General features: G+C 70.0%; 18 protein-coding genes and 4 pseudogenes. 9 read left to right on the top strand and 13 right to left on the bottom strand.

Annotated features, from left to right (window positions below; genetic code table 11):
• Nucleotides 1–12: 12 nt before the first annotated feature.
• Nucleotides 13–225, top strand: a pseudogene (locus HD597_RS66920) (integrase core domain-containing protein); the annotation flags it as partial.
• 169 nt (nucleotides 226–394) lie between these two features.
• On the opposite strand, the gene HD597_RS26470 reads toward HD597_RS66920, so the two are convergent.
• Both HD597_RS26470 and HD597_RS26465 read right to left on the bottom strand, forming a co-directional pair.
• Nucleotides 395–760 carry a GntR family transcriptional regulator gene (locus tag HD597_RS26470; RefSeq protein ID WP_253745416.1) on the bottom strand — a complete coding sequence of 122 codons (366 nt, stop codon included), beginning with the start codon at nucleotides 758–760 and terminating at the stop codon, nucleotides 395–397.
• On the bottom strand, nucleotides 760–1,743 hold the full coding sequence (locus tag HD597_RS26465; RefSeq protein WP_253745415.1) for a hypothetical protein: 984 nt from the start codon (nucleotides 1,741–1,743) through the stop codon (nucleotides 760–762). The genes HD597_RS26470 and HD597_RS26465 overlap by 1 nt, the downstream gene beginning before the upstream one ends.
• 331 nt (nucleotides 1,744–2,074) lie before the next feature.
• Between HD597_RS26465 and HD597_RS66915 the strand changes: the two genes are divergently transcribed.
• Nucleotides 2,075–2,482, top strand: a complete 408-nt coding sequence (locus tag HD597_RS66915) for a hypothetical protein (RefSeq protein ID WP_372513400.1) — start codon at nucleotides 2,075–2,077, stop codon at nucleotides 2,480–2,482.
• Nucleotides 2,483–2,760: 278 nt separating this feature from the next.
• Here the strand turns inward: HD597_RS66915 and HD597_RS65975 are convergent, their stop codons facing one another.
• From HD597_RS65975 to HD597_RS26425, 8 genes are all read right to left on the bottom strand, one after another.
• On the bottom strand, nucleotides 2,761–3,375 hold the full coding sequence (locus HD597_RS65975; protein WP_253745414.1) for a TetR/AcrR family transcriptional regulator C-terminal ligand-binding domain-containing protein: 615 nt from the start codon (nucleotides 3,373–3,375) through the stop codon (nucleotides 2,761–2,763).
• Nucleotides 3,372–4,160, bottom strand: a complete 789-nt coding sequence (locus HD597_RS26455) for a tyrosine-protein phosphatase (RefSeq protein WP_253745413.1) — start codon at nucleotides 4,158–4,160, stop codon at nucleotides 3,372–3,374. Before HD597_RS26455 ends, HD597_RS65975 begins: the two co-directional genes overlap by 4 nt.
• Nucleotides 4,161–4,186: 26 nt before the next feature.
• A complete protein-coding gene (gene phnE / locus HD597_RS26450) occupies nucleotides 4,187–5,032 on the bottom strand; it encodes a phosphonate ABC transporter, permease protein PhnE (RefSeq protein ID WP_253745412.1) in 846 nt (281 codons plus the stop codon).
• Nucleotides 5,032–5,826 (bottom strand): phosphonate ABC transporter ATP-binding protein, encoded by a 795-nt coding sequence (phnC, locus tag HD597_RS26445; RefSeq protein WP_253745411.1) that lies wholly within the window; start codon nucleotides 5,824–5,826, stop codon nucleotides 5,032–5,034. Before phnC ends, phnE begins: the two co-directional genes overlap by 1 nt.
• 5 nt (nucleotides 5,827–5,831) lie before the next feature.
• On the bottom strand, nucleotides 5,832–6,764 hold the full coding sequence (gene phnD / locus HD597_RS26440; protein WP_253745410.1) for a phosphate/phosphite/phosphonate ABC transporter substrate-binding protein: 933 nt from the start codon (nucleotides 6,762–6,764) through the stop codon (nucleotides 5,832–5,834).
• A gap of 575 nt (nucleotides 6,765–7,339) precedes the next feature.
• Nucleotides 7,340–7,555: a hypothetical protein gene (locus HD597_RS26435; protein WP_253745409.1), complete on the bottom strand. Its 216-nt coding sequence runs from the start codon at nucleotides 7,553–7,555 to the stop codon at nucleotides 7,340–7,342.
• A 22-nt stretch (nucleotides 7,556–7,577) separates the two neighbouring features.
• Nucleotides 7,578–8,483 carry a S41 family peptidase gene (locus HD597_RS26430; protein WP_253745408.1) on the bottom strand — a complete coding sequence of 302 codons (906 nt, stop codon included), beginning with the start codon at nucleotides 8,481–8,483 and terminating at the stop codon, nucleotides 7,578–7,580.
• 137 nt (nucleotides 8,484–8,620) lie between these two features.
• Complete coding sequence (locus tag HD597_RS26425) at nucleotides 8,621–9,523, bottom strand: LysR family transcriptional regulator (protein ID WP_253745407.1); 903 nt, start codon at nucleotides 9,521–9,523, stop codon at nucleotides 8,621–8,623.
• Between the two features lie 101 nt (nucleotides 9,524–9,624).
• Here HD597_RS26425 and HD597_RS26420 point away from each other — a divergent pair, with 101 nt between their 5' ends.
• On the top strand, nucleotides 9,625–10,464 hold the full coding sequence (locus HD597_RS26420) for an SDR family NAD(P)-dependent oxidoreductase (protein WP_253745406.1): 840 nt from the start codon (nucleotides 9,625–9,627) through the stop codon (nucleotides 10,462–10,464).
• A 169-nt stretch (nucleotides 10,465–10,633) separates the two neighbouring features.
• Here HD597_RS26420 and HD597_RS26415 read toward each other — a convergent pair.
• Nucleotides 10,634–10,799: pseudogene (locus HD597_RS26415) on the bottom strand (transposase); the annotation flags it as partial.
• Nucleotides 10,800–10,993: 194 nt separating this feature from the next.
• Between HD597_RS26415 and HD597_RS26410 the strand changes: the two are divergent.
• The 4 genes from HD597_RS26410 to HD597_RS26395 all read left to right on the top strand — a co-directional run bounded on the left by HD597_RS26410 (nucleotide 10,994) and on the right by HD597_RS26395 (nucleotide 18,083).
• Nucleotides 10,994–11,926, top strand: coding sequence for a hypothetical protein (locus HD597_RS26410; protein WP_253745405.1), 933 nt, complete (start codon nucleotides 10,994–10,996; stop codon nucleotides 11,924–11,926).
• Nucleotides 11,927–12,103: 177 nt separating this feature from the next.
• Nucleotides 12,104–12,925, top strand: a complete 822-nt coding sequence (locus HD597_RS26405; RefSeq protein ID WP_253745404.1) for a hypothetical protein — start codon at nucleotides 12,104–12,106, stop codon at nucleotides 12,923–12,925.
• Nucleotides 12,926–13,469: 544 nt separating this feature from the next.
• A complete protein-coding gene (locus HD597_RS26400) occupies nucleotides 13,470–16,532 on the top strand; it encodes a tetratricopeptide repeat protein (protein ID WP_253745403.1) in 3,063 nt (1,020 codons plus the stop codon).
• A 507-nt stretch (nucleotides 16,533–17,039) separates the two neighbouring features.
• Nucleotides 17,040–18,083, top strand: a complete 1,044-nt coding sequence (locus tag HD597_RS26395) for a pentapeptide repeat-containing protein (RefSeq protein ID WP_253745402.1) — start codon at nucleotides 17,040–17,042, stop codon at nucleotides 18,081–18,083.
• Nucleotides 18,084–18,466: 383 nt separating this feature from the next.
• Here the strand turns inward: HD597_RS26395 and HD597_RS66910 are convergent.
• Nucleotides 18,467–18,646: pseudogene (locus tag HD597_RS66910) on the bottom strand (IS982 family transposase); the annotation flags it as partial.
• A 64-nt stretch (nucleotides 18,647–18,710) separates the two neighbouring features.
• Between HD597_RS66910 and HD597_RS26385 the strand changes: the two are divergent.
• Nucleotides 18,711–20,375, top strand: a complete 1,665-nt coding sequence (locus HD597_RS26385) for an IS1182 family transposase (protein WP_253740324.1) — start codon at nucleotides 18,711–18,713, stop codon at nucleotides 20,373–20,375.
• A gap of 23 nt (nucleotides 20,376–20,398) precedes the next feature.
• Here HD597_RS26385 and HD597_RS26380 read toward each other — a convergent pair.
• A pseudogene (locus HD597_RS26380) lies at nucleotides 20,399–21,139 on the bottom strand (IS982 family transposase); the annotation flags it as partial.
• Between the two features lie 826 nt (nucleotides 21,140–21,965).
• Here HD597_RS26380 and HD597_RS26375 point away from each other — a divergent pair.
• Nucleotides 21,966–23,315 (top strand): flavin monoamine oxidase family protein, encoded by a 1,350-nt coding sequence (locus HD597_RS26375; protein WP_253745401.1) that lies wholly within the window; start codon nucleotides 21,966–21,968, stop codon nucleotides 23,313–23,315.
• The last annotated feature ends 59 nt before the right edge of the window (nucleotides 23,316–23,374 follow it).

Raw genomic sequence — 23,374 nt, 5'->3', positions numbered from 1 at the left:
AAGTTCACCACGATGTTCGACGACGTCTTCACGGCCGCAGGCATCCGCATTCTCAAGAGTCCACCTCGGCCTCCGCGGGCCAACGCGTTCGCCGAACGCTGGATCGGCGGCCTGCGCCGAGAACTCCTCGATCGGATCCTTGTCATCAACGCCCGCCATTCACGACGCGTGCTGGCCGCCTACGGGACCCATTTCAACGAACATCGCCCACCTCGCTCCCTGGGCCAGGCCGCTCCGCTGCGGGCCCTTCCCGACCCGGGCGAGGCCGATATCAAGGTCATCCGACATGACCGCCGCTGCGGGCTGATCCACGAATACGCGCAGGTCGCATGGAGTGGCCGGGTTCTTGGCACCCACACGGTCGGTCGCCCTCGAGGTGCAGTGGACCTCAGAGCTACTTCCTGTGGGCGAGCAGCGCCTGGCGGGCGGCTTCGAGTGCCTCCTCCTCCGAGGCCCCGGCATGCAGCGCGGCCCTGGCGAACTCCTCTGCCGCTTCGGCCAGCCGCAGCCGGAACTGGTCGGCCGCGTCGGTGATGACGGCCGTCCGGCCTCGGCGGAGCTGGACCAGCCCCTCGTCGCGCAGCTGCTGGTAGCCGCGCAGGACGGTGTGCAGATTGATGCCGAGGGTGGCGGCCACGGTGCGGGCGGAGGGCAGCCGATCGCCGGGCGCGGCCGCGCCGGAGGCCAGCGCCGCGCGGACCGAGGCCGCCACCTGATCGGCCAGCGGCTGGGACGACGCCGGATCGATGCTGATCAGCACTACGCCGTCCCTGCCTGGCGCTGCCTGCTCAGCCAGCCGTTGACGAGCGCGGCCGCGGTCCGCGCCTCGCGCGTGGAGTAGACGAGCCATCGGTCGTCGCTCAGGGACAGCGCGAGAACCGGCCCCTTGCCGCTGACGACACCCCAGCCGGCCGGGCTGTCGTCCAGCTTGTATCGCCCTTCGGGGGCCTGGTCCCTGGCCTCGGCGAAACGGACCAGGGAGAAGGGCGCCGTGCGCCGCAGGACGGGCAGCCACGTGGCGCGCACGGTGATGCCGGAGCCGTCGATCTGCAGGCTCGTACGTGCCTGCGCCGTCTCGAACAGCGCCCACAGGGCCAGCAGCGCCGTGCCCTGCCAGGCCCCCGAGCCGTTGCCCACGCTCAGAGCGGCGAGCGCGCCCAGCACCACGGCGAACACCAGGCGGCGGACCGACCACGCCGACGTCACGAACAGGACCCGCTGGTGCGGCCCGAGCGCCATGGCGGGCTCGTGCGGCGGCGGCGCGGCCGTGACCTCGGGCGGCGCCGGGACCGGCCCGGCCGCCCGATAGCCCAGGGCACCCGCGACGACGGTCACTGCGACCTCCGCGGCGAGGTGCCAGGCCGGGCGGGCCACCGGTCCGGGGGCGTCGAGCAGGGCCGTCAGCTCCAGGACGGTGGAGGTCGTGAGGGAGGCGAAGGTGGCGAAGCTCACGGCCACGACGCCGCGCTGCGCCTGGGGCACGCGCCAGCAGCTCAGGAACGACAGGAGCAGCACGGCCTCGAACATCACCATGGACCAGCGCCGCCCCGTCAGCCAGCCGTCCCAGGTGGGCGCGTACTTGAGGTTCGTGGCCCAGTTCTCGACGAAGGCGCGGTCCGGCAGACGGCTTCCGTACAGGCTGACCAGGACCATCGGCACGAGCAGGACGAGCAGGGGAGGGACGGCCGTCAGCGTCAGGCGGCGCAGGCGCCCCGGCGCGGCGGAGTCGGTGGAACGGGACATGACCCACCTCCAACTGTTTGCTTTTAACTATAACACTTCCAACAGTTGGGGTGCGGTCGAACGCGGCCCCGCCTGGCCGCGGGACTGTTCTTGCGCACGCGCGTGCCGAGGAGGCCGGCGAGCGCCGGAGGATGGGGCAGGATCCACTGCCCCCTACATCACCCGTGGGAGAAGACACCCGAGTGGGAACGCCAGGCGCCGCCGCCGCTGTCTGCAGTCAGGTGCGCGCCTTCGTCGAGATCAGTGCCGGCCATACGGCCAAGCTGACCCGCGAGCAGAAGGGCAGATTCGTCGCCCTGTGCTGGATCAGGACTGACTGCGATGACCCAGCATGTTCATCAGCCGAGAAGGCGATGACACGCGAGGCCGAACACCCGAGCTCGCTAACATAGAGCAAGTGCCGTCTGACAGTCCGTCATCAGCCGAGTCCCCTGATCGTCTCCGCGACGCGATGGTCGCCGAGCTGCGCGAGCGCGGCGCGATCCGCTCATCCGAGATCGCCGCCGCCTTCGCCAAGGTGCCACGCGAGAAGTTCGCCCCCGAAGCGCCCCTCTCCGCCGCCTATCCACGCGCGACGACACCGAGTTCCTCAAACGCGTCATCGACGAACACGGCTGGCCCGGCCACGACCTCGTCGGCGAACGCGCCACCCAGGCGGCCTGCTTCTGGCGCCCGACTCCCCGCGGCCCGAGGAGATCGAGCATCTGCACTTCTCCGGAGCTCTGCCGAGCGTCCCTGACAGTTGATGATCCCGAGCAGGGACGGCTTCGCGGCGATGGGAGCCTGGAAGTCGGTGCCGATCAAGCAGGAAGGGCCGACGTTGCCGGCCACTGACGCCGCGTACCGAGCATGAGGCGTTCCTGCTGCCAGTCGATGCCCTGTCTCTGTTAGGAAGGTCCGCGGTTCTCGCGTCCCTCCGGGTCTCGGGTGCTCCAAGTGCGGCGACATCCTGAAGATCTGAAAGAAGACGCGGGCCGTTGTGATGCGATGGGGCGACCGCGGGCGACGCAGGGGCGGTCAGGCCGCGATGCCCCGCCAGATCAGGTCGAGGGCCGCCGCGCAGCGCACCCGCGTGGCAGGGTCGTTCAGAGGGGCGCCCCGCACGACGGCCTGGTAGTAGAACAGGCCGTTCATGGCGTCGATGGTGGCCTCGACGTCGACGTCGGCCCGTATCTCGCCGCGTTCGATGCCGCGGCGCAAAGCCTCGGCCAGCGGCGCGCGGCGCCGGGCCACATGCGACTGCCAGATGACGTGCTGCAACTCGCGGTCGGCCAGGCCGAGGCGTAGGCGCAGCCGTACCCGGTCCTCGAGGTGGCGATCGGGCGCTTGCAGCGCGTCGAAGTAGCCGCCCAGCACGGCCTCGCGGGTGGGCACCTCCGGATCGATCCAGACCGGGCCGCGTCCGTGGTCCAGAGCCGCGGCGAGCAGATGAGTGAGCGATTCCCACCTGCGGTAGACGGCCGCGCGGCTGGCTCCGGACCGGGCCACGACGGCCCTGACCGTGACGGGCTCGCCGCTGTCGAGGAGCTCTCGGACCGCCTTGAGCACGCGTTCCTCGATGTCGGGGCGGCGGGGACGGCCGGGCCTGCGCCCGGCCGTGGCCGGGCGGAGTGTCGCCTCGACCTGGCTCACACCGCCGCCGAAGGGCTGCCCGGCTCGATCAGCCGCTCGCGCAGACGGGCCTGGGTCTGCGGCGTCAGGCCCGCCTCGCGCAGCAGCTCGACCAGCCCGGCCGTTCCGCCGAGCTCGGCGAGCATGGTGTGCATGGTCTCGGCCTTGGCGCCGTTGAGCTCCGGCGGCATCGTGGCTCGGTACGCTTCCAGGTCGCCGAGGAAGGGCTGCATGAGGCCGGCCAGGCGGGCCATGAGGGCGTCGTGCACGTCGTCGGTGCGCACGTAGTCGGCGACGATCGCCTCCTCGCCCGCACCCAGCACGGCCAGCAGCGAGGCGGCGAACTTGCCGGTGCGGTCCTTGCCCGCGGCGCAGTGGAACAGCGCGGCGCCGTCGGCCTGCGCGATCTCGGACAGGCCCTGGACGATCAGGTGACCGCAGGTGCGCATCACGCGGGCGTACCAGCGGCCGAACTCGGCGGCCGGGTCGGAGGCGTCGATCATGCGCTGCATGAGCTCGGAGGTGCCGCCGGTGATCTCCGCCATGAGCGGCAGGTGCAGATGGCGCACGCCGGTGTGGGCCTGGAGCGCGCCGCGGCCGGTGCGGGCGAGCTCCTCGGGGCTGCGCAGGTCGATGAGCAGGCTCAGCCCGTCCTCGACCAGCGTTCGGGCGGAGGTCACATCGATGATGCACACGTCGTCGGAGCGCAGCACCAGGCCGGTACGGACGGTGCCGCCCGCGACGGGGATGCCGCCGAGGTCGCGCAGGTTCGCCAGCGGGGACAGCGTGAAGGAGGGGATGGACATGGGATTTCTCTCTTCCGGAGGGGGAGTCAGGAGATCTTGCGGCGGACGACCGCCGACACCTGGTCGATGATCGTGACCAGGACGATGATGCAGACGACCATCGCGCTCAGATGTTCATAGTCGTACATGCGCATCGCGGTCGTCAGCTCCAGGCCGATGCCGCCCGCACCGACCATGCCCAGGATGGTGGCGCCGCGGACGTTCGACTCGAACATGAGCAGCGTGTAGCTGGTCAGCAGCGGCGCGGCCTGCGGCAGCACGCCGTACTGGACCACCTGGCGTTTCGAGGCTCCCACCGCCTGCATCGCCATGATCGGCCCGCGGTCCACCGACTCCATCGCCTCGGCGAAGATCTTGCCCATCGAGCCGACCGCGCCGAGCGTCATGGCCAGGATGCCGGCGAACGGGCCCAGGCCCACCGCCGAGACGAACATGAGGGCGAACACCAGGTCCGGCAGGGAGCGGATGATGTTCATGATCCAGCGCGCCGGATAGTACAGCCACCGCGGGGCGATGTTCGAGGCCGCGCCGAACGCGCAGATCAGGGACAGCAGGGCGCCCAGGACCGTGCCGACGATCGCCATCTGCAGCGTCTCGACGAGCAGTTCCAGAATGGTCGGCAGCTTCTCCCAGCTGGGCGGGAACAGACGCGCGAGGAACTCGCCCATGTTGACGGCGCCCTCGCCCAGCTTGGCGAAGTTGAACTCCGCGCCCGCCATCGACCAGACGACCAGCATGACGGCCAGGAGCGCACTCAGCGCGTTGCGAGCCCGCGGCACCCGGAAGGCCTGCTCGAGGCGGACGCGTTCCTGAGGGTCGAGGGCCGGCTTGTCACGGGGCTTGGCCGGGGCCTTGGGGCTGTGGATGGCCATCAGTCCTCGCCCTCCTCGTCGTCGCCGTCGTACAGCGGGGCGAGCTGTTCGGTGGAAAGCTGCGCGGTGGGCGCGGACACGAGCACCTCGCCGTGCCGCAGGCCGACGATCCGGTCGGAGTGCCGCAGCGCCAGGGGCAGCACGTGCAGGCTGACCAGGACGGGGATGCCGTCCTCACGGGCGATGCGCTGCAGCAGGTCCAGGACGGTGTGCGACAGCTTCGGGTCGAGGGAGGCGACGGGTTCGTCGGCCAGCATCACCTTCGGGTTCTGCATGAGGGCCCGGGCGATGGCCACGCGCTGCTGCTGGCCGCCGCTCAGCGAGCGGGCCTGCTCCTTGGCCTTGTACGCGATCCCGACCCGGTCCAGCAGTTCCATTGCCCGGCGGCGGTGCGCGGCGGAGAACCCGCCGGCCAGGTTGACCGGCCCGGCGTCGTGCAGGGCGCCCGTCAGGACGTTCGTCAGGACGGAAAGGCGTCCCACCAGATTGAACTGCTGGAACACCTGCCCGACGTCCGCGCGCAGGCGTCTCAGCTCGCCGCGCCGCAGGTTCGCCACGTCGTACCCGGCGACGTGCACGGACCCGGAGGTGACGGGCGCGAATCCGGTCAGCGACCGCATGAGCGTGGACTTGCCGGACCCGGAGGAGCCCAGCAGCGCCACGGTCTCGCCGGGGTGCAGCTCCAGGTGCACGCCGTCCAGGACCAGGGGGCCGCCGTCGTAGGCGACCTTCAGGCCTTGCACGGTGACCAGCGGCGGGCGGGCGGCCGTCGTCGGTTCGGCGTTCGCCGTCATCGTGCTCACTTCAGGTCCGAGATGTCGACGTCGGCCACCGCTGCGATGTCGACGAACGGCTGGAAGATGTCCTTCCTGGGCTCGATGATCGGCTGCACGCCCTCCGGGAACGCCTGAGCGTACGGCCCCAGCTCCTTGGCGTTCGCCGGGGCGAACACCTGCGGGATCGCCTTGAGCAGCGCCGCCCGCTTCTCCTGGCCCATCGACTGGTTGCCGAGCACGGACAGGGCGACCGGCATCGACGTCGACTCGCCGAGGACCTGGTACTCGCCCTCCTTGAACGGGAACATCTCGGTCCCCGGCATCGAGGTCGAGGTGCAGGCGACGTCCACCTGGCCCTTCTCGATCGCGACGAAGCTCATCTCGTGGCTGCCGGAGAACATCGGCTTGTAACCCGTCTTCGGCTCTAGGCCGGCCTGGTGCAGCAGATGGGTCGGCATGAAGTAGCCGGACGACGACGCCGGGTCCGCGAACGCGATCACCGTCTCGGGCTTGATGTCCTTCAGGGTCTTGATGGGGCTGTCCTTGAGCGTGAAGCACATCGAGACCGGCTCGTCCTTGGCCCCCGGCCAGGCCACCAGCGAGTCCACCTGGCCCGTGTTCACCGCCAGGGCCGAGGGAAAACCGCTCATGATGCCGATATCGGTGTGCCCGTTACGCACCGACTCGATGACCGCGGTGTAGTCGGGCACGTCCGTGATCTCCACCTTCATGCCCGTCTGCTGTTCCAGGAGGCGGGCGATGCCCTTGACAGGGGTGGTGGCGGCGGTCGGGTCGTCACTCAGCGGCAGGGTGGCGAACCGGATCACATCGTCCTCGCCTGCTCCGGAGGCGGCGGCGCCGCCGGAGCAGGCGGTCAGGATCAGGGCTGAGGCGGCGGCCAGGGCCACCGCTCCGGCAGCGCGAGCACCACGGAGGACGCGGGGACGCGGGGGCATGGGGCACGACCTTTCGGGAAAACCTTGCGAATTGCCTTCCCCCAGGCAAGCGAGCCGCGGTGAACGGGAATTACGAGACCGGTGTACCGAGAACAAAAGTCTCGGTGAACGCGTTCTTCGCGTGCGAACCGCCATCAATGCTGGTCAGGGCGTACCAAGGGACCATGCCGTTCTCCGTACCGGCGGCCAAGCAAGCCGAGGGCGGCCTGACCGGCGCCTGGGCGCTGGCCACCCCTTGCCCAGCAGGCCTGCGCCCTCGGCCGGCGACGCGGGGCCATCCGCCTGTCCGGCGCGGCCGTCGAAGCCGCGGGCAAGGCCGAGGCTCCGTCCTGCTGTTCGCACTGCGCCACCTCGAGGACGGCGCGCTCCGCTGGGGCATCCTCGGCTCCGCCTTCGACGTCGGCCTGATCATCGGCGCGATCACCGCGCTGCTGCCGGCACCCCCTCGCCTGGGAACGCTGGTGTGCGCCGGCGCGCTGGCCGAAGCAACAGGGACACTGAAACTCGTCTCCTACACCAGCCTGCAACAACGCGAGATCCCGCAGGACCGGCTCAGCAGAGTCATCGCCACCGCCTCAGTCGCCGGCAGCGTGCCAACGCCTGTCTTCTCCGCACTGACCGGGCCGCTGGCCGGCGCCGTCGGGGAACGGCTCGTGCTCGCCGGCTGCGCGGGCAGGCCCCCCGCCGCAGCCGCCTGCCGACCTCCTCATACGGACGTCCAGGAGGACGACGTCGAGCAGCAGCCGCAGGTCCTGCCTGACCAGCTCCTGATCGCCGACGTCAGGCACCATACTGCCGATGAGCTCGACTGCGTCAGCCTGCCACGCGGGCCAGGGCCAGCGCGTGCGCCCGGTCGAGGGATTCCGCGGCAGCGCAAGGGACGTCCGGCTGCACACCGGTGCCCTCCCAGTTCGTGCCGGAGACGGGGTTGATGGCGCGGCCGGTGGGGACGGTGGCTTCCAGGTGAGGGTGCACGGTCCAGCCCTTGCACGGGTGCGCGCCGCCGCGGGTGCGCTCGCCGACGACAACGGCGCGGCCGAGCTGCTGCAGGTCGTAGGCCAGCTCCTCAGCGGCGGAGAAAGTCCTGTCACTGGACAACACGTACAACGGTCTGCTGCCGCCGAAACGCGCGCCGGGAACGTGCGGCAGGCTCCAGGACTGCTCGCTGCGCTCGCCGCTGCGCCAGTACATGGTGTTGAGGTGGGTGCGCTCGTCCAGGAGGTAACTGCAGACGAAGGCGACGGTGTCCGGGTCGCCGCCCCGGTTGTCGCGAAGATCCACGATCAGCGCCCGGGCGCGGGAGGCCAAGGTGAGCGCCGCGCTCAGCGGTTCGGCGGCCCAATCCAGCGGAAACAGCATCGGCGCCAACTCCACCACGGCCACTCCTCCGCCGAGCAACTCCACCCGGGGCGCACCGCCCAGCGAGGTGTCGAAGTCCAGGCGGATGGACTCCAAGGTTGCCGCACCCTGCTCGGGGGACACCGGGTCGGCGTGGTACCTCAGTCTCAGGTGTTTGTCGTCATTGACGGACTGCAGGTCCGCGGTGACCAGACGGGCGAGCTCCTCGGCACTGCCAACGTCATAGGCGCCCTCGGCGAGGCGTTGTTGTATCAGGTCGGCGAGCTGCTTGGCTGTCTCAGGGAAAACGTAGTGCTCGGTCAGCAGCCGGGCCGTCTCGTCGATGACAGGGGCGGGCTGAAGCTTTGTCAGAGTCGTCACGGCAGGGAGTAGATCACTGCGCTGCCGAAAGCGTCAAAGACGCTCAGACGCGGCAGTGCCAAGCCATGGGTGATCTCGGCTACGTCTGGACGGGCCGGGACGTGGTGATCCCTGGCGCTGGGGGTGCGGTGTGAGGGTCAGCCGAACTTGGCGAGGTCGGTGGAGGCGGCCAGTTCGGTGACCACGTTCAGCAGACGGCGCAACGCGGGTGAGGTGTTGCCGGACAACCAGGCCATCTCGGTGGGAACAAACTCTCCGGTCAACGGTACGAACACCACACCGGTGCGTCGGAGACTGCTCGCGGACCTGGCGAGCCGGGTCACCCCGACACCGGCCGCCACCAGGCCGAGAAGCCCTTGCACGCTCGCGTCCCGCTGGACCACGTCAGGGGTGAACCCCGCCGTACGGAAGGAGTGGTCGAACGCCTGGTGCCAGGGTTCCCATGAGCTACGCGGGGTCAGCACCCACCGTTCGCCGGCCAGCTCATCCAGCGCCAGTTCGGTTCGCGCGGCGAGCGGATGCTCTTCGGGCAGGACGGCGCACACGGGCTCGCTGATCAAGGTCCTGGTCTCCAGACCGGCCACCAGCGGAGGCCGGGTGAACGCGACGTCGTAGCGGCCCTTGAGTACGCCGTCGACCAGGGGCGAGATCGTTGTCTCCTCCGTCGTCAGCCTGATTCCCGGCAGTCGCTGCCGGACGGCCCGGACCACCGGAGGCAGCAGGTAGTTCGTGGTGGTGGCGAGGAAGGCCAGGCGGAGACGGCCGGCCTCGCCACGGATGGCTCGTGCCACGACGTCGAGAGCTTCGTCGGCTCGATCGAGCACCGCACGGGCCTCGGGGAGGAACAGCACACCGACAGCGGTCAGGCTGGTGCCCCGGGTGTCGCGGTCGAACAGCTTCGCACCCAGCATGCGTTCCAGCAGGGCGATCTGCTGGGACAGGGACTGCTGGCTGATCAGGAGTCGTTCGGCAGCGCGTGTGTAACTGCTTTCCTCGGCGACCGCGACGAAGTACCTCAGCTGCCGGAGGTCAGGGGTCACAGGAAAATCCTACAACCGCGACAAGTAAAGGGTGTTGGACGGCTTTGGTGCGTCCAGACCACCATTGACCTCGAAAGACACCACGTTGAAGGGCGATGGGGATGACGAACGAAACGCAGGGCCGCGTCTGGTTGATCACGGGCTGCTCGACCGGATTCGGCCGGGAGATCGCGCTCGCCGCGCTGGCCGCCGGTGACCGGGTCATGGCCACCGCACGACGTCCGGAGACACTCGCCGACCTTGCGGAGATCGGCGGCGGCCGGGTCAGCACGGCGGCGCTGGACGTCACGGATCCGACCTCCGTTCAGGCCGCGGTGACCGCGACGCTGACTGTGTTCGGTGGCATCGACGTCCTGGTGAACAACGCCGGGTTCACCATGATCGGGGCCGTGGAGGAAACCTCGATGGAGCAGCTGCGCTCGCTGATGGAGGTCAATTTCTTCGGTGCCGCGGAGGTCACCAAGGCGATCGTCCCCCTGATGCGCGAGCAGGGCAGCGGGACGATCGTGCAGATGAGCTCCCTGGGCGGCCGGATGACCTATCCGGGGCTGGCCGGTTACGACGCCGCGAAGCACGCGCTCGAGGCCTTCAGCGAGGCGCTGTCGAGCGAACTGGCACCCATGGGCGTCCGGGTGCTGCTGGTGGAACCTGGCATGTTCCGCACCAGGATCACCAACAACATGGTCCTGGCCCCCGAGAACCCGGCCTACCAGGCGAGCTCTGGAGGTCTCCGGCGGATGGTCGAGGCAATCGCGGGCCACGAACCAGGTGACCCCGTGAAGGGCGCCGCGGCCGTCATCCAGGTGCTCGACGCGGAGAACCCGCCGCTCCGCCTCGTACTCGGCGGCGACGCGGTCGATGCACTGCGTGCCCACCACGAGGCTCTGCTGGCCGACATGGTCACGTGGGAGACGCTCAGCCGCTCAACAACGATGTCGTGACGTCTGCACCAGTCTCTTCCTCCTGCTCGGCCGCGCACCGACCACGGTCGACACCGCGGTGCAGGCCACGCCGGGGTTGTACGCCTGCTTCGACATCCTGGTCGGCAACGCCGTTCGCCGGTCGACGGCGGTCCACGAGGCACTTCCCGCGATTACACCCGTTTGCGACGTCGAGCGCTGATGGGAGGCCCTCCCCGCTGCACCCGGTCAAGGCGCAGGCCCTGAGCGAGCGCAGGAACGCGTCAGAACGTGCCGTCCTCGCTGCCGCCGACGGAGAAGCCGAGCACGTGGCGGCGGTCGTCGGCTGTCACTCCGGTGGCCACGATGACCGCTTGTCACCAACCTGCGCGACCACCCCTGAACGCCGTACATCCTCTGCAAGCGCAGTGCAAGCGGGCCCAGCGATGATCGCGCAGAGAGGATCGCCGCATCCCGTGCGGACCGGCGACGCGTAGATCAGGAACGGCATGACAAGCACACCCTTCACCCCCAGGCCCGGGCACCGTCGGGCAGCACGGCGGCCGGCACCATGAACGTCCTTGTCCTCGACCCGGACCTGCCCGAGGCGCACCGCCGGGCGATGTCCGCCCACCCCGAGCTCCTGCCACCCCCGCCGCACCGGCCCGCGTGGGGCGGCCGGACGGCCGGCGACGTCCTGGCAGCCCTGACGCTGTCGGCGTTGTACGGTTTCCTGCCCCTTGTCCTGGCGCTGGCCCGACATGGCCGCCGCCCCGTGCTCGTTGCCGCCGCCGTGCTGCTGCAGGCGGCGCTGCTCGGCGTCTGGATCGGGTACGGCTTCCCGGCGTTTTTCCTGTCCGGCCTGGCCGTGCAGGGCATCGCGGCCATGGCGCTGCTGGCTCTGGCCGGCGAGTCGCCCGTGGCCGGGTACGGCCGCCGCCACAGCGGCCGGTACGTGCACACCCGCATGCTGGAGCCGCTGGACGCCGCGCTGCTGGAACGCACCGTGGACGCGACCGCCACCGTGCTCGGCTCCCCGCTCGACCGGGACGGCCTGCTCGACAGCGTCGCCAACCGCGTCACCCTGCCCCGCCAGGCCTGGGAGATCGCCGAGACACTGACCGAGCTGACCCGCCTGCGCCGCGAACAGGACGCCGCCCGCTCCGGCCGCGTCACCGAGCGCATCTCCACCGTGCTCGCTTCCCAGGAAGAGGCGCTGACGGTCGCCACCCGCGCCCTGGCCAGGCGGATCTCCGCCCTGGAGGAGTACGCCCGGCGCACCGAGGAGGCGCAGGCCGTCTACGCGGAGTGGCGGACCCTCCAGGACCTGGCCGAGGACGGCGACGCCTACCGCGAGCTGCTGTCCAGGACGGCCCGTGATCCGCTGGCCGCCGAGGAGGTCGGCCTGCTGTCCGAACGCGTGCGCGACCTGCACGAATCCCTGCGCGACAGCGTCGAACAAGCCCGCCTCGCCGGTTCCGACCTGCTCTCCCGGAAGGGCTGACCCATGCCCGCGACCTCCGACCACCCGGGCGCGTCCTCCTCCGGCCCGACACGCGGCTCCAAGAAGCGCGCCACCCATAAGGGCACGCCCAGCACGCGCACATCGGGCCGCACGCGTGGCCGCGCGGGTGGATCCGACCGCGCGGGCGCGTCCGGTCGCCTGCAAGCGTCCGACCGCATGCGCGGCCTCCTCGCACCGTTCCCCACCTGGATCCGCCTGCTCGGCGCCGCCGCGCTCATCACCGAGCTGGTCGTCGGCCTGAACCTGGCCACGGGCTCCGGCACGCCCGTCACGGCGGCTACGCCCGTACAGACGCCCACACCGCCCTTCCCGGCGACACCCACGCCCGCCCCCACCACCACCCCGACCGCCACCACCCCGACGGCGACGCCCAGTGCCTCGAGCGATCTCCGGGTCACGAGGATCGAGGAGGGGACCGTCGTCACGCTCGCCCGCCGGCCGGGCAAAGGCTCCAAAACGATCGGCAGAGTGACCGACCCCAGGACGGGCCTGTCGTTCGCAGAGCTGGGCGCGCCATGGCGGCGCAGCCGTCCCATCGGCGACGGCCCCGTCAAGGACGGCCGCTACAACCTGCGCCAGACGCTGCTCACCGAGACGTACGGACCGGACGGCGACCGCGAGTGGTGGGCCGACCTGGACTCCCAGCACCTGTGGTCCGAGCTCGACGTCGGCGACAGCATGTACGACGCCGCCCGCGCGATGCTCGACCACAAGCAGGCCGGCGCGTTCCCGGCCGGTACGACAGGCCAGGACATCGCCTCCCAGCCCGTACACCGCGGCTGGCTGCTGGCCAGGATGATGCGGATGCCGCCGAGCCCGGACGGACGCGAGGCCGCTCAGGAGCTGTCCGTCGCGATCGCCGTGGACACCGGCCGCCCGCGCCCGGCCGTTCTGTGGATCACCATTCCCGACACCCACCGGCATCTGTGGCCCGACGTCCACACCGTGGTGGAATCGCTCAAGATCGTCCCGGCGTGACTGCTCCAGCAGGACCTCTGCACCCACGCAGTGGCCATGCTGGGCGCCGAGCACCCCAAGACTCTGACCGCCCGGCACAACCTCGCCGTCTGGACGGGGCAGGCGAGGGACGCGGTCGCCGCCCTGCTCCCCCTCACCGTCCTGCTCCCCATCGTTGAGCGCGTCCGGGGCATCGAGCACCCCGACACCCGACCACCCGGGCCAACCTCGCCCGCTGGACGGGGGAGGCGGAGGGAGGGAGCCGGGTGGTGGGTGATGGTGCTTCATTTACCGATCGTTAGATGAAGACTGTTCACCAATCTCCCGCGAGTGTCCGTTAGGGGAACGCTCACCGGACAACCACGATCCGCCCCCAGGCGAGATCTCGACCTGCGGCGACGCCGTCTCAGATAGGTAGTCCGCGAATACGTCCGGTGACCGGGGGCTAAACGATGCAGTCGGCGGGTGGGAGCGGCGAGGGATGTGACGGGGGTGTAGCCGCAGGCAGGTCACGCGTTCGTCACTATCAGTCCGGATGCATGCGGTTGGGGAGCATTCTGGATGCATGTCGAGCGCGGGCGACAACACCGGCATCTCCTCCAGCGGTGACCAGGCGAGGAACGTACAGCTACAGGCCAAGAGCTCAGGGCAGAGCCCCATGTATCAAGCAGCCGGCGACCTGTCCATCCACCACGACTCCTCCGTGCCGCGCCGGCCCCTTCCCCACGCCGAGCGCGTGCCGGTTCCGCCAGGGTTGAACGGTCTGCCGCGCCGTCCGGCCGCAGCCTTCGTCGGCCGCGACACAGCACTAGGTGACCTTCGCCGAGCCCTGGACGACAAGCCCGGAACGGGTGTGATCAGTCAGGCCGTGCTCGGGCTGGGCGGCGTCGGCAAGAGCGAGCTGGCGCTGCAGTACGCCCACCGCCATCGCGCCGACTACCGGCTGGTGTGGTGGATCGACGCCGACAGCCCCGACCGCATCCGCATCGGGCTGGCCGCCCTGGCCCAGGCACTGACGTGCGGCATCGACTCCGTCGCCGCCGAGCAGGCCACCGTAGAAGAGGCCGCCGCCTGGGCGGTGAGCTGGCTGGCCGCCCACCCCGGCTGGCTGGTCGTCTTCGACAACGTCGAGGAAGTCGCCGACGTCGAGCCGTACCTGGCCCGCCTGACCCACGGCCACGTGCTGATCACCACCCGCCGCGACATCGGCTGGCAGCACCTCGACATTACCCCCGTCCGGCTGGAGCTACTGTCCCGCCCGGCCGCGACCGCGCTGCTGGCCGGCCTGATCGGCCCGCCGGACGCCGCCAACACCGGCGCGCTGCAGGACCTGGCCGAGCAGCTGGGGGATCTGCCGCTGGCGCTGACCCAGGCCGGCGCCTACATCGCCCGCACCCCCCGCATGACCCTGACCCGGTACCTCGAGCTGCTCAAGGACGTCCCGGCCCGCATGTACGCCACCGCCACACCCGCCGGCGGCGACGCCGAACGCGTGGTGGCCAAGGTGCTCACCCTCAGCCACGCCCGCATCCACGAGATCAACCCGCTGGCCATCCGCGTGCTCAACCTGCTGGCCTGCTACGCCCCCGACAACCTGCCCTGCTCCGTCCTGGACGCCCTGCCGGAGGCCGACCCGCTCCAGGTCGGCGAGGCACTGGCACTGCTGCAGTCCTACAGCTTGATCATCCTGACGCCCAGTCCTACTGGCCTCCAGCCCGGCGAGCCGGAGGACCTGGTCAGCGTGCACCGCCTCATCCAGGCCGTCACCCTGCACCAACTCACCCCCGACCAGCGCGACCACAGCCGCCAGGTCGCTGCGGACCTGATCCTGGCCGCCCTCCCCGACGACCCCGACACGATCGAGGCCTGGCCTGCCTATCGAGCACTTCTCCCGCACGCCCGCAGCGTGCTGCCACCAGGCACCCCTGGCCTACGCCGGCTGGCTGCCTACCTCGGCGCCAGCGGTGACTACAGCACCGCGGTCCAGCTCCAGCAGGACCTCTACTCCTACGCAGCGGCAACGCTGGGCGCCGAACACCCCGACACCCTGACCACCCGGCACAACCTCGCCGTTTGGACGGGCCTGGCGGGGGACGCGGAAGCCGCCCGCGACCAACTCGCCGCCCTGCTCCCCCTCCGCGAACGCATCCAGGGCATCGAGCACCCGCACACTTTGACTACTCGGAATCAACTCGCCCGTTGGACGGGGCAGGTGGGGGACGCGGCCGCCGCCCGCGACCAACTCGCCGCCCTGCTTCCCATCCGCGGGCGCGTCCTGGGCGCCGAGCATCCCGAGACTCTGATCACCCGTAACAGCCTCGCCTCCTGGACGGGGGAGGCGGGGGATGCGACCGCCGCCCGCGACCAGTACGCCGCCCTGCTCCCCCTCTGCGAACGCGTCCTGGGCGCCGAGCATCCCGAGACTCTGACCGCCCGGGGCAACCTCGCCCGCTGGACGGGGGAGGCGGGGGACGCGGCCGCCGCCCGCGACCAGTACGCCGCCCTGCTCCCCACCCGCGAACACGTCCTGGGCACCGAACACCCCGAAACCCTGATCACCCGGGGCAACCTCGCCCACTGGACGGGGCAGGCGGGGGACGCGGCCGCCGCCCGCGACCAGTACGCCGCCCTGCTCCCCACCCGCGAACACGTCCTAGGCGCCGAACACCCCGACACTCTGGCCACCCGGGGCAACCTCGCCCGCTGGACGGGGCAGGCGGGGGACGCGGCCGCCGCCCGCGACCAGTACGCCGCCCTGCTCCCCACCCGCGAACACGTCCTAGGCGCCGAACACCCCGAAACCCTGATCACCCGGGCCAACCTCGCCCACTGGACGGGGCAGGCGGGGGACGCGGCCGCCGCCCGCGACCAGTACGCCGCCCTGCTCCCCACCCGCGAACACGTCCTGGGCGCCGAACACCCCGAAACCCTGATCACCCGGGGCAACCTCGCCCACTGGACGGGGCAGGCGGGGGACGCGGCCGCCGCCCGCGACCAGTACGCCGCCCTGCTTCCCACCCGCGAACGCGTCCTGGGCGCCGAGCATCCCGAGACTCTGACCGCCCGGGGCAACCTCGCCCGCTGGACGGGGGAGGCGGGGGACGCGGCCGCCGCCCGCGACCAGTACGCCGCCCTGCTCCCCACCCGCGAACACGTCCAAGGCACCGAACACCCCGAAACCCTGATCACCCGGGGCAACCTCGCCCACTGGACGGGGCAGGCGGGGGACGCGGCCGCCGCCCGCGACCAGTACGCCGCCCTGCTCCCCACCCGCGAACACGTCCTAGGCGCCGAACACCCCGACACCCTGACCACCCAGCACAACCTCGCCCACTGGACGGGGGAGGCGGGGGACGCGGCCGCCGCCCGCGACCAGTACGCCGCCCTGCTCCCCACCGTCGAGCGCGTCATGGGCGCCGAACACCCCTCCACCCTGACCACCCGGCACAACCTCGCCTCCTGGACGGGGGAGGCGGGGGACGCGGCCGCCGCCCGCGACCAGTACGCCGCCCTGCTCCCCACCCGCGAACACGTCCTGGGCGCCGAACACCCCGAAACCCTGACCACCCGGGCCAACCTCGCGTACTGGACGGGGGAGGCGGAGGGGATGGAGTCGGGTGGTGGGTGATGGCCTTCATTTAACGATCGTTTTTTGAAGACTCGCCCAACCGGCCCTCAGGGGGCCCGAAATGCCTTCAAAAACTCCTTCAACAACATCACCTTGTCAATAACCCCAATAACACCGTTTATTGACAGGGTCAGGGAGGAGGTTTCGGGACGGCACCCGCGATGCAAAGATCGCCGCTCTACTGATCGTTAACCAGCGGGAACGGCTCTTCTCACAAGCCGGCGTAGCTGCCTTCCGCCGGATCCCGTTCCAAATCTTTCAGCAGCCTTCCACCGCACAGCAGCCGGGGCCGCTGTGCGGTGGAATTGATCTATGGCAATCCGATCCCCCCGTGTGCCGCCGCGTGCGGTCATCGCATCAGCCGTCGCCGCCCGGGCCCGCCGGGCCGCCCGCGCCGCGGCCCAGTCTGCCGCCCTCGAGCCTGCTGCCGATGCGGAGCCGGCCTCTCCCCCATCTCCGCGGCTTTCCGGGCGAGTGCGGCGATCAGCAGGCGTGATCCTGGCTGCGATGGTGATCGCAGCCTGCGCGTGGGCGGCCGTGGCGGTGCCGGTGCCGGACTGGGCACGTTGGGCACTGGGCGGGACCGCAGTGGCGGTGGCGGTCGGCGGGATGCTCGCCGCCCTGATGGGCCCGGCCGCGCGGCGCCTGGCCGGAGAAGGGGCGCCGCTGAGCGTGGAGGAGCGCAAGGCACTGACCGTGGCCGAGCGGATCGAGATGGTCAGCAATGCCCGGCACATACTGCTCCAGGCGGCCACGGGCCTGGTGGTGGTCGGCGGCCTGGTGTTCACCGGCGCCGGCCTGGTGTACACCTCCCGTACTCTGGCGGTCTCCGAGCAGGGGCAGATCACCGACAGGTACACCAAGGCCGCCGAGCAGCTCGGCTCCGACAAGCGGGACGTGCGCCTGGCCGGCATCTACGCCCTGCAGCGCCTGGCCACCGACTCCCCCCGCGACCGCGACACCATCCGCAATGTGCTGGCCGCGTTCGTTCGCGGCCGCGACGCCTGCACCCCGGCCGCCGGCAAGACGACTTTGCCCACGCAGTGCACCATCGCCCACGAAAAGCTCAGAACCATTCCGAGCATTCGGCCTGAAGCCGATGTATTCGCCGCCTTAACCATCGCGCCCGCTCTGGCCAACCACGATGCAAGCATCACCTCTCAAGCGGACTTCTCCCACGTGCGCTTCCCTCGCGCGAACCTGTTCCGCGCGAACCTGAGCGGCGCGGACCTGCGCGGCGCGGACCTGAGCGGCGCGGACATGGCCGAAGCGGGCCTGCGCGACGCGGCCCTGGTCGGAGCGAAGCTGCGCGATGCGCGCCTGATCGGAGCGGACCTGAGCGACGCGTACCTGAACGGCGCGGACCTGCGCGGCGCAAACCTGCACGGCGCGGTCCTGAACGGCACGAGCCTGTATGGCGCGGACCTGCGCGGCGCGGACCTGAGCGGCGCGGACCTGCGCAACCCGGACCTGGGTGTGACGGACATGCATATGACCGAGCGATATGTGCGGGAGGTTGCCATCGTCGATCGAAGCACGAAGTTCCACTAGCAAGATGTGCCGTCTCATGAGGTTGGTTACGCCTGAACCCTCTTGCGTGACCGTCCCGTGCGGCCGGGAAACGAGACAAGGCCAGGCGCGCCATTCCGCCTCACGGACGGTGGTGGCCGTAAAGCGGCACTTGTGTGAGAGCCGGGCGTTGTTCAGGTGTTCTGGGGACGGAACCCGTCAATGCCGGGCCGCCGCTGGGTCGGGGGGCGCGCGCATGATCGGGGACCCTTCCTAGGATGTGGAGCTATCCCCGAAGTGCTTGCTGGACGGGGCGGGGCGCGGCCTGACGCCCGGTAACGGCAACGCCGAATACGGCGCCCGGCACAGGCGAGGGGACCACCGTGAGTCCTCGAACGAAACCCTCTAGACGAGTAAGTCCTAAGTCAGTGGTCGTAGGCGATCAGTGATCGGGTGATGGGCTGGCCGGTGTGGCGGTTGTGCCAGATGGCGGCGGTCAGGGCCAGGATGCGCTGGGCGATCCGGGCGCCCACGCCGGTGACTGTACGGCCGCCGTGCAGTTCCAGGTCGAGCTGGCCTTTGAGGACTCTGTTGGCCGATTCCAGTTGATGATCCCCGGTCCCCGGAGGAAGCTGGACCTGGGCCGCGGGGAAGATGGAGAGCTTCGCCATGTCTCTGCACCCTCGGCCCGCACGTCAGATTCCTGAGCAGACTGCCCGTATCGCGTGGGCGGCGTTCCCCAAGAGCTGCCTGGCCATGCGGATCCGCGATGAGCTGGGTCCGCTGTTTCGTGACGAGCAGTTCGCCTGCGCGTTCCCGCGGCGTGGTGGGCCGGCGCTGTCGCCGGGGCAATTGGCGATGGTCTCGGTGCTGCAGTTCGCTGAGGGGCTGACCGATCGTCAGGCGGCCGATGCCGTGCGGGGGCGGATCGATGTCAAGTACTGCCTAGGTCTGGAGCTGGACGATCCGGGGTTCGACTTCTCGGTGCTCAGCGAGTTCCGGGACCGGCTGATCGCTCATGGCCTGGAGGAACGCATCCTGGACACGCTGCTGGAGCGTCTGTCCGGGATGGGCCTGCTGCGGGCCGGCGGGCGGCAGCGCACCGATTCGACCCACGTGCTGGCGGCCGTGCGCCGCTTGAACCGGATGGAGTTCGTCGGGGAAACCATGCGTGCGGCGCTGGAGGCTCTGGCGGTGGCGGCCCCGGGCTGGCTGGCCAGCATGATGGTGCCGGACTGGAGCGAGCGGTACCAGGCCCGCTGTGAGGGCTATCGGTTCCCGAAGAGCGATGATGCCCGCACCGCGTGGGCCCGGCAGGTTGGCATGGACGGTTTCACGCTGCTGGAGGCCGTCCATGCGCGCTCCGCCCCGCCTTGGCTGCGGGAGCTGCCAGCGGTGCAGGTGCTGCGCAAGGTGTGGATCCAGCAGTATCACCGCGATGACAAGGGGGTGCGCTGGCGGGAAGGCAAGGACCTCCCGCCGGGCGCGATGCGCCTGGTGACGCCGTATGACGTGCAGGCCCGCTACAGCATCAAACGCGGTATGGGCTGGACCGGCTACAAGGTCCATTTCTCCGAAACATGTGAGCCCGACGCACCCCACGTGATCACCAACGTCGCCACCACCGCGGCAACCGTGACCGACACCGAGATGACCGCACCCATTCACCAGGCTCTGCGAGGGCGCAGCCTGCTGCCCGATGAGCACCTGGTGGACTATGGCTACACCTCGGCAACGCTACTGGTCCAGGCTCGGGCCGAGTACGGGCTGGACCTGGTGGGGCCGGTCCGTATCGACGTCTCCCGGCAGCGCCGGCAGGCGCCAGCGCTTGCGCAGGATGCCTTCACTATCGACTGGGACGCCCGCCGGGTCACCTGCCCGCAAGGCCATACCAGTGCGGTGTGGTCCGCCCAGCAGCACACCGTCCGGGGCGTGCCCATCGTCCAGGTCTTCTTCCGCCGCACCGACTGCGATCCGTGTCCACTGCGCGCGGCGTGCACCCGCACCACCAGTCCGCGCTGGGGGCGAGGGCTCCAACTCCTGGCCCGGCCTCTGCAAGAAGCGCAGGATGCACGGCGACGAGAACAGCACACCGAGGAGTTCAAAGTCCGCTACGGGGTCAGGGCGGGCGTGGAAGGAACCATCTTCCAGGCCGTGCATAGATCCGAAATCCGCACCAGCCGCTACATCGGCCTATCCAAGACTCACCTCGGGCACCTGTTCACCGCCACCGCCCTCAACCTCGTTCGCCTCAATGCCTGGTGGGCGGGCCAACCCCTTGGTGCCACCCGCACCAGCCACTTCGCCAAACTCGTCCTCGCACGGGCGGCTTGACCACTGAATCGGCCAACAGAGTCTTTGAGGGTGTCGTTGACGGACTCGATGAGCTGGCGGATCGGTTTGAGCAGGTGCTCGCCGGGACGGGGTGTGCGGTTGCGGTAGGACGGGCGCAGCAGCCGCACGCCGCGCTCGGCCAGGAAGGCGTCCAGTTCGGCGGAGACGTAGCCCTTGTCAGCGATGATCAGCAGGCCAGGACGGTCGGCGAGCAGGTGCGGATCGTGTTCGCAGATGGCCATCAGCACCTGCCGTTCGTCGATGTTAGGGGTGGCCAGGGCCCAGGTGATCGGCAGGCCGGCGGGCGTGCAGATCAGGTGCAGGCGCAGCCCCCAGAACCAGCGCGAGTGGGAACGGCAGTAGCCGTAGCCGGCCCAGCCGGCCAGGTCCGAGCGCTGAGTGGTAGGGCGAGAGCGCCCGCACTCGATCGGTGTGGAGTCGGCCACCCATACCGGATCGCTCCACAGGTCAGTGTCCTGAGCCAATGCCCGGATCGCTTGCTTGACGAGTGGCAGGGCCTTGCGCAGACGTTTGTTGTAGCCGGATTGGCCGGGCAGGTAGGGGAAGGCGCCGGGCAGGTGCTCGGGGACGAACCGCAGCCAGCGGGCCTCGGAGTGGATGCCGAGCAGAACTTGAGCCACGGCCAGGGTAAGCAGTTCGGCGTCGGTCAGCTTCGGCTTACGTCCCCATCGTGGCCGGTTGCCGAGCCAGTCATCGATTCTGACGTACAGTGCGGTGAGAAGGGTGTTGAGGTCTGTCTTCACAAACCGATCGTCAACACCCTTCGTCATGCACACACTCAGCACCGCGGCCACTTAGGACTTACTCGTCTAGACCTAGAGGCTGGCCTAGAGCCGACAACCCGACAACCCGCCTTGACCAGGGATCTAGCACCTAGACCCTGGTCTGCCGGACGGCCGTCTTCGCTGTAATGCCGAGGTGTGACAGATCGTTGGCGAGAACGCCAAACGCAGAGATCAGTAGCTGACTGACCGGGGCCAGGATGCGGCTGGCTGAGCTGAGAGGAACCTGTTGGGCGCGAGGGCCTGGCAGGCGACCCCCGCCGGCGACGTCACCGAAGTCTGCCGATCGGCCAGCCTCAGCCAAGATCTTTCGGCAACCCAGGCGGACCCGTACATCGCAGATGCATAGGTACATCGGCGCATCGGCGCTGCGGCTTCTCCAAGTGGCTCGGGTTCGGCGGGGTGCTGGCCGACGATGATCCCGAAGAGCAGGAGAAGCTGATCAAGCTCAATACCCTGCCGATGGCTGTGCGCGGGCTGAGCAGGAGGTAGATCACCGCCGCTCTCCGCGCTGGCTCCGGCAGCGGCGTGACCGACGTGGCGATCTGCTGGGCGCGTGAGAGTGAAGGCCCCCGATTCGGCTTCCACCGCCCGCACTGGCAGGACCTCGGCGCGGGCGGTCGATGCGCCGCACCTGGTCGCCCTGGTCCGCGCCGGGGCCACCTTCGCAAAGGCGAGCTCATCGAGCGGTCCGAGGAGTCATCGGGGATCGAGGAGCCGTCGATCCCCGCTTCAAGATCTTGATCCACAGATCGTGATGATTGCTGCCCTGCGTGACCATATGAACATGGTCGACTCTCAGGTTCTTGTCATCGGGGCGGGCTTTTCAGGGCTCGCTGCCGCGCACCGGCTGGACGCCGCCGGCGTGGACGTCCGCGTCCTGGAGGCGCGCGATCGCGTAGGCGGGCGCACATTCACGCGCTACCTCGACGGCGGGCTCCAGATCGACCTCGGCGGTCAGTGGTTCGGCCCGGGCCAGACCCGCATGTACGAGCTCGCCGCACAGTACGGTGTGAAGACCTTCCCTCTGCGCGAGGTGGGGGAGAGGTTCGCGTTCCTGGGCGGCCAACGCAACGCCGGCCCCGACGCCGAGGTGTCCGCGATTTACGCCGAGCTCGACCGCCTCGCCCGAACCGTGGACCTGGAGCGCCCCTCGCTCACCCCCGACGCCGCGGAGCTCGACTCCCAGACCCTGCACACCTGGCTCGCCGACCGCACCGACGCGGAGCGCGCCGCCTATGCCTCCCGCCAGCTGGCAGGGGGGCTGCTGGCCACGGACGCCAGTCAGGTGTCCATGCTGCAGATCCTGTTCTACCTGCACTCCGGCGGCGGCGTGGACTCGATGCTCAAGACCGTGGGCGGCGCCCAGCAGGACCGCGTGATCGGTGGTCCGTTCGCGATCGCGCAGCACATGGCCGAGGCGCTCGCCGAGCCGGTCGTGCTCGGGTTCGACGTCGCGTCGCTGACCCGCGATACCCGTGGCCAGGTGGCCGCGCCCTGGACTGCTCACGCGCGGGACGGTCGCGAGTTCACCGCAGACCGGGTGATCGTCACGGTGCCCCCGGTGGTGCTGAACCGCATCGAGATCAGCCCGGCGATGCCGGGGACGAAGCGCCGCGCGGTGCGCAACGTCTTGCCGGGCGACGCGATGAAGTTCCACGCCGTCTACGCCACGCCGCTGTGGAACGACCAGGGCAGGTCGGGGGCGTTCACCAGTTCCACGGGCCTGATCACCGAAGCTGTGGACAACTCCGTTCCCGGCACCGCCCAGGGCGTGCTGACGTTCTTCGTGTACGGGCACGACGCCACTCGCATCCGCGGGCTGGACGCAGGTGCTCGCCAAGAGCTGCTGCTCGCCGAGATCGCCGACCGGCTCGACGACGAGCACCTGAGACAACCTGTCGACTTCATCGAGTTCGACTGGGACGCCGAGCCCCACACCGGTGGCTGCTTCTCCGGCAGCTTCGCGGTCGGCACCATGCACGTCTACCGCGACGCCCTACTCGCGCCGTGGGAGGGCCTGCGGTTCGCCGGGACCGAGACCGCCGACATCTGGAACGGCTACTTCGAGGGCGCCGTGCGGGCGGGAGAGCGCGAGGCGGCCGCCCTTGTCGACGAGCTTGCGGGCGCGCTGTAACCACTCTTCCGAGCGGTACCGTTGACGGCGGTCACCGTCAGCGCGGGGCATCGCGACGA

The sequence above is a fragment of the Nonomuraea thailandensis genome (assembly GCF_024172165.1).
Lineage (GTDB): Bacteria > Actinomycetota > Actinomycetes > Streptosporangiales > Streptosporangiaceae > Nonomuraea > Nonomuraea thailandensis.
Note: the sequence above shows the minus strand (reverse complement) of the source record. Positions and strands in the feature narration are given on the sequence as shown.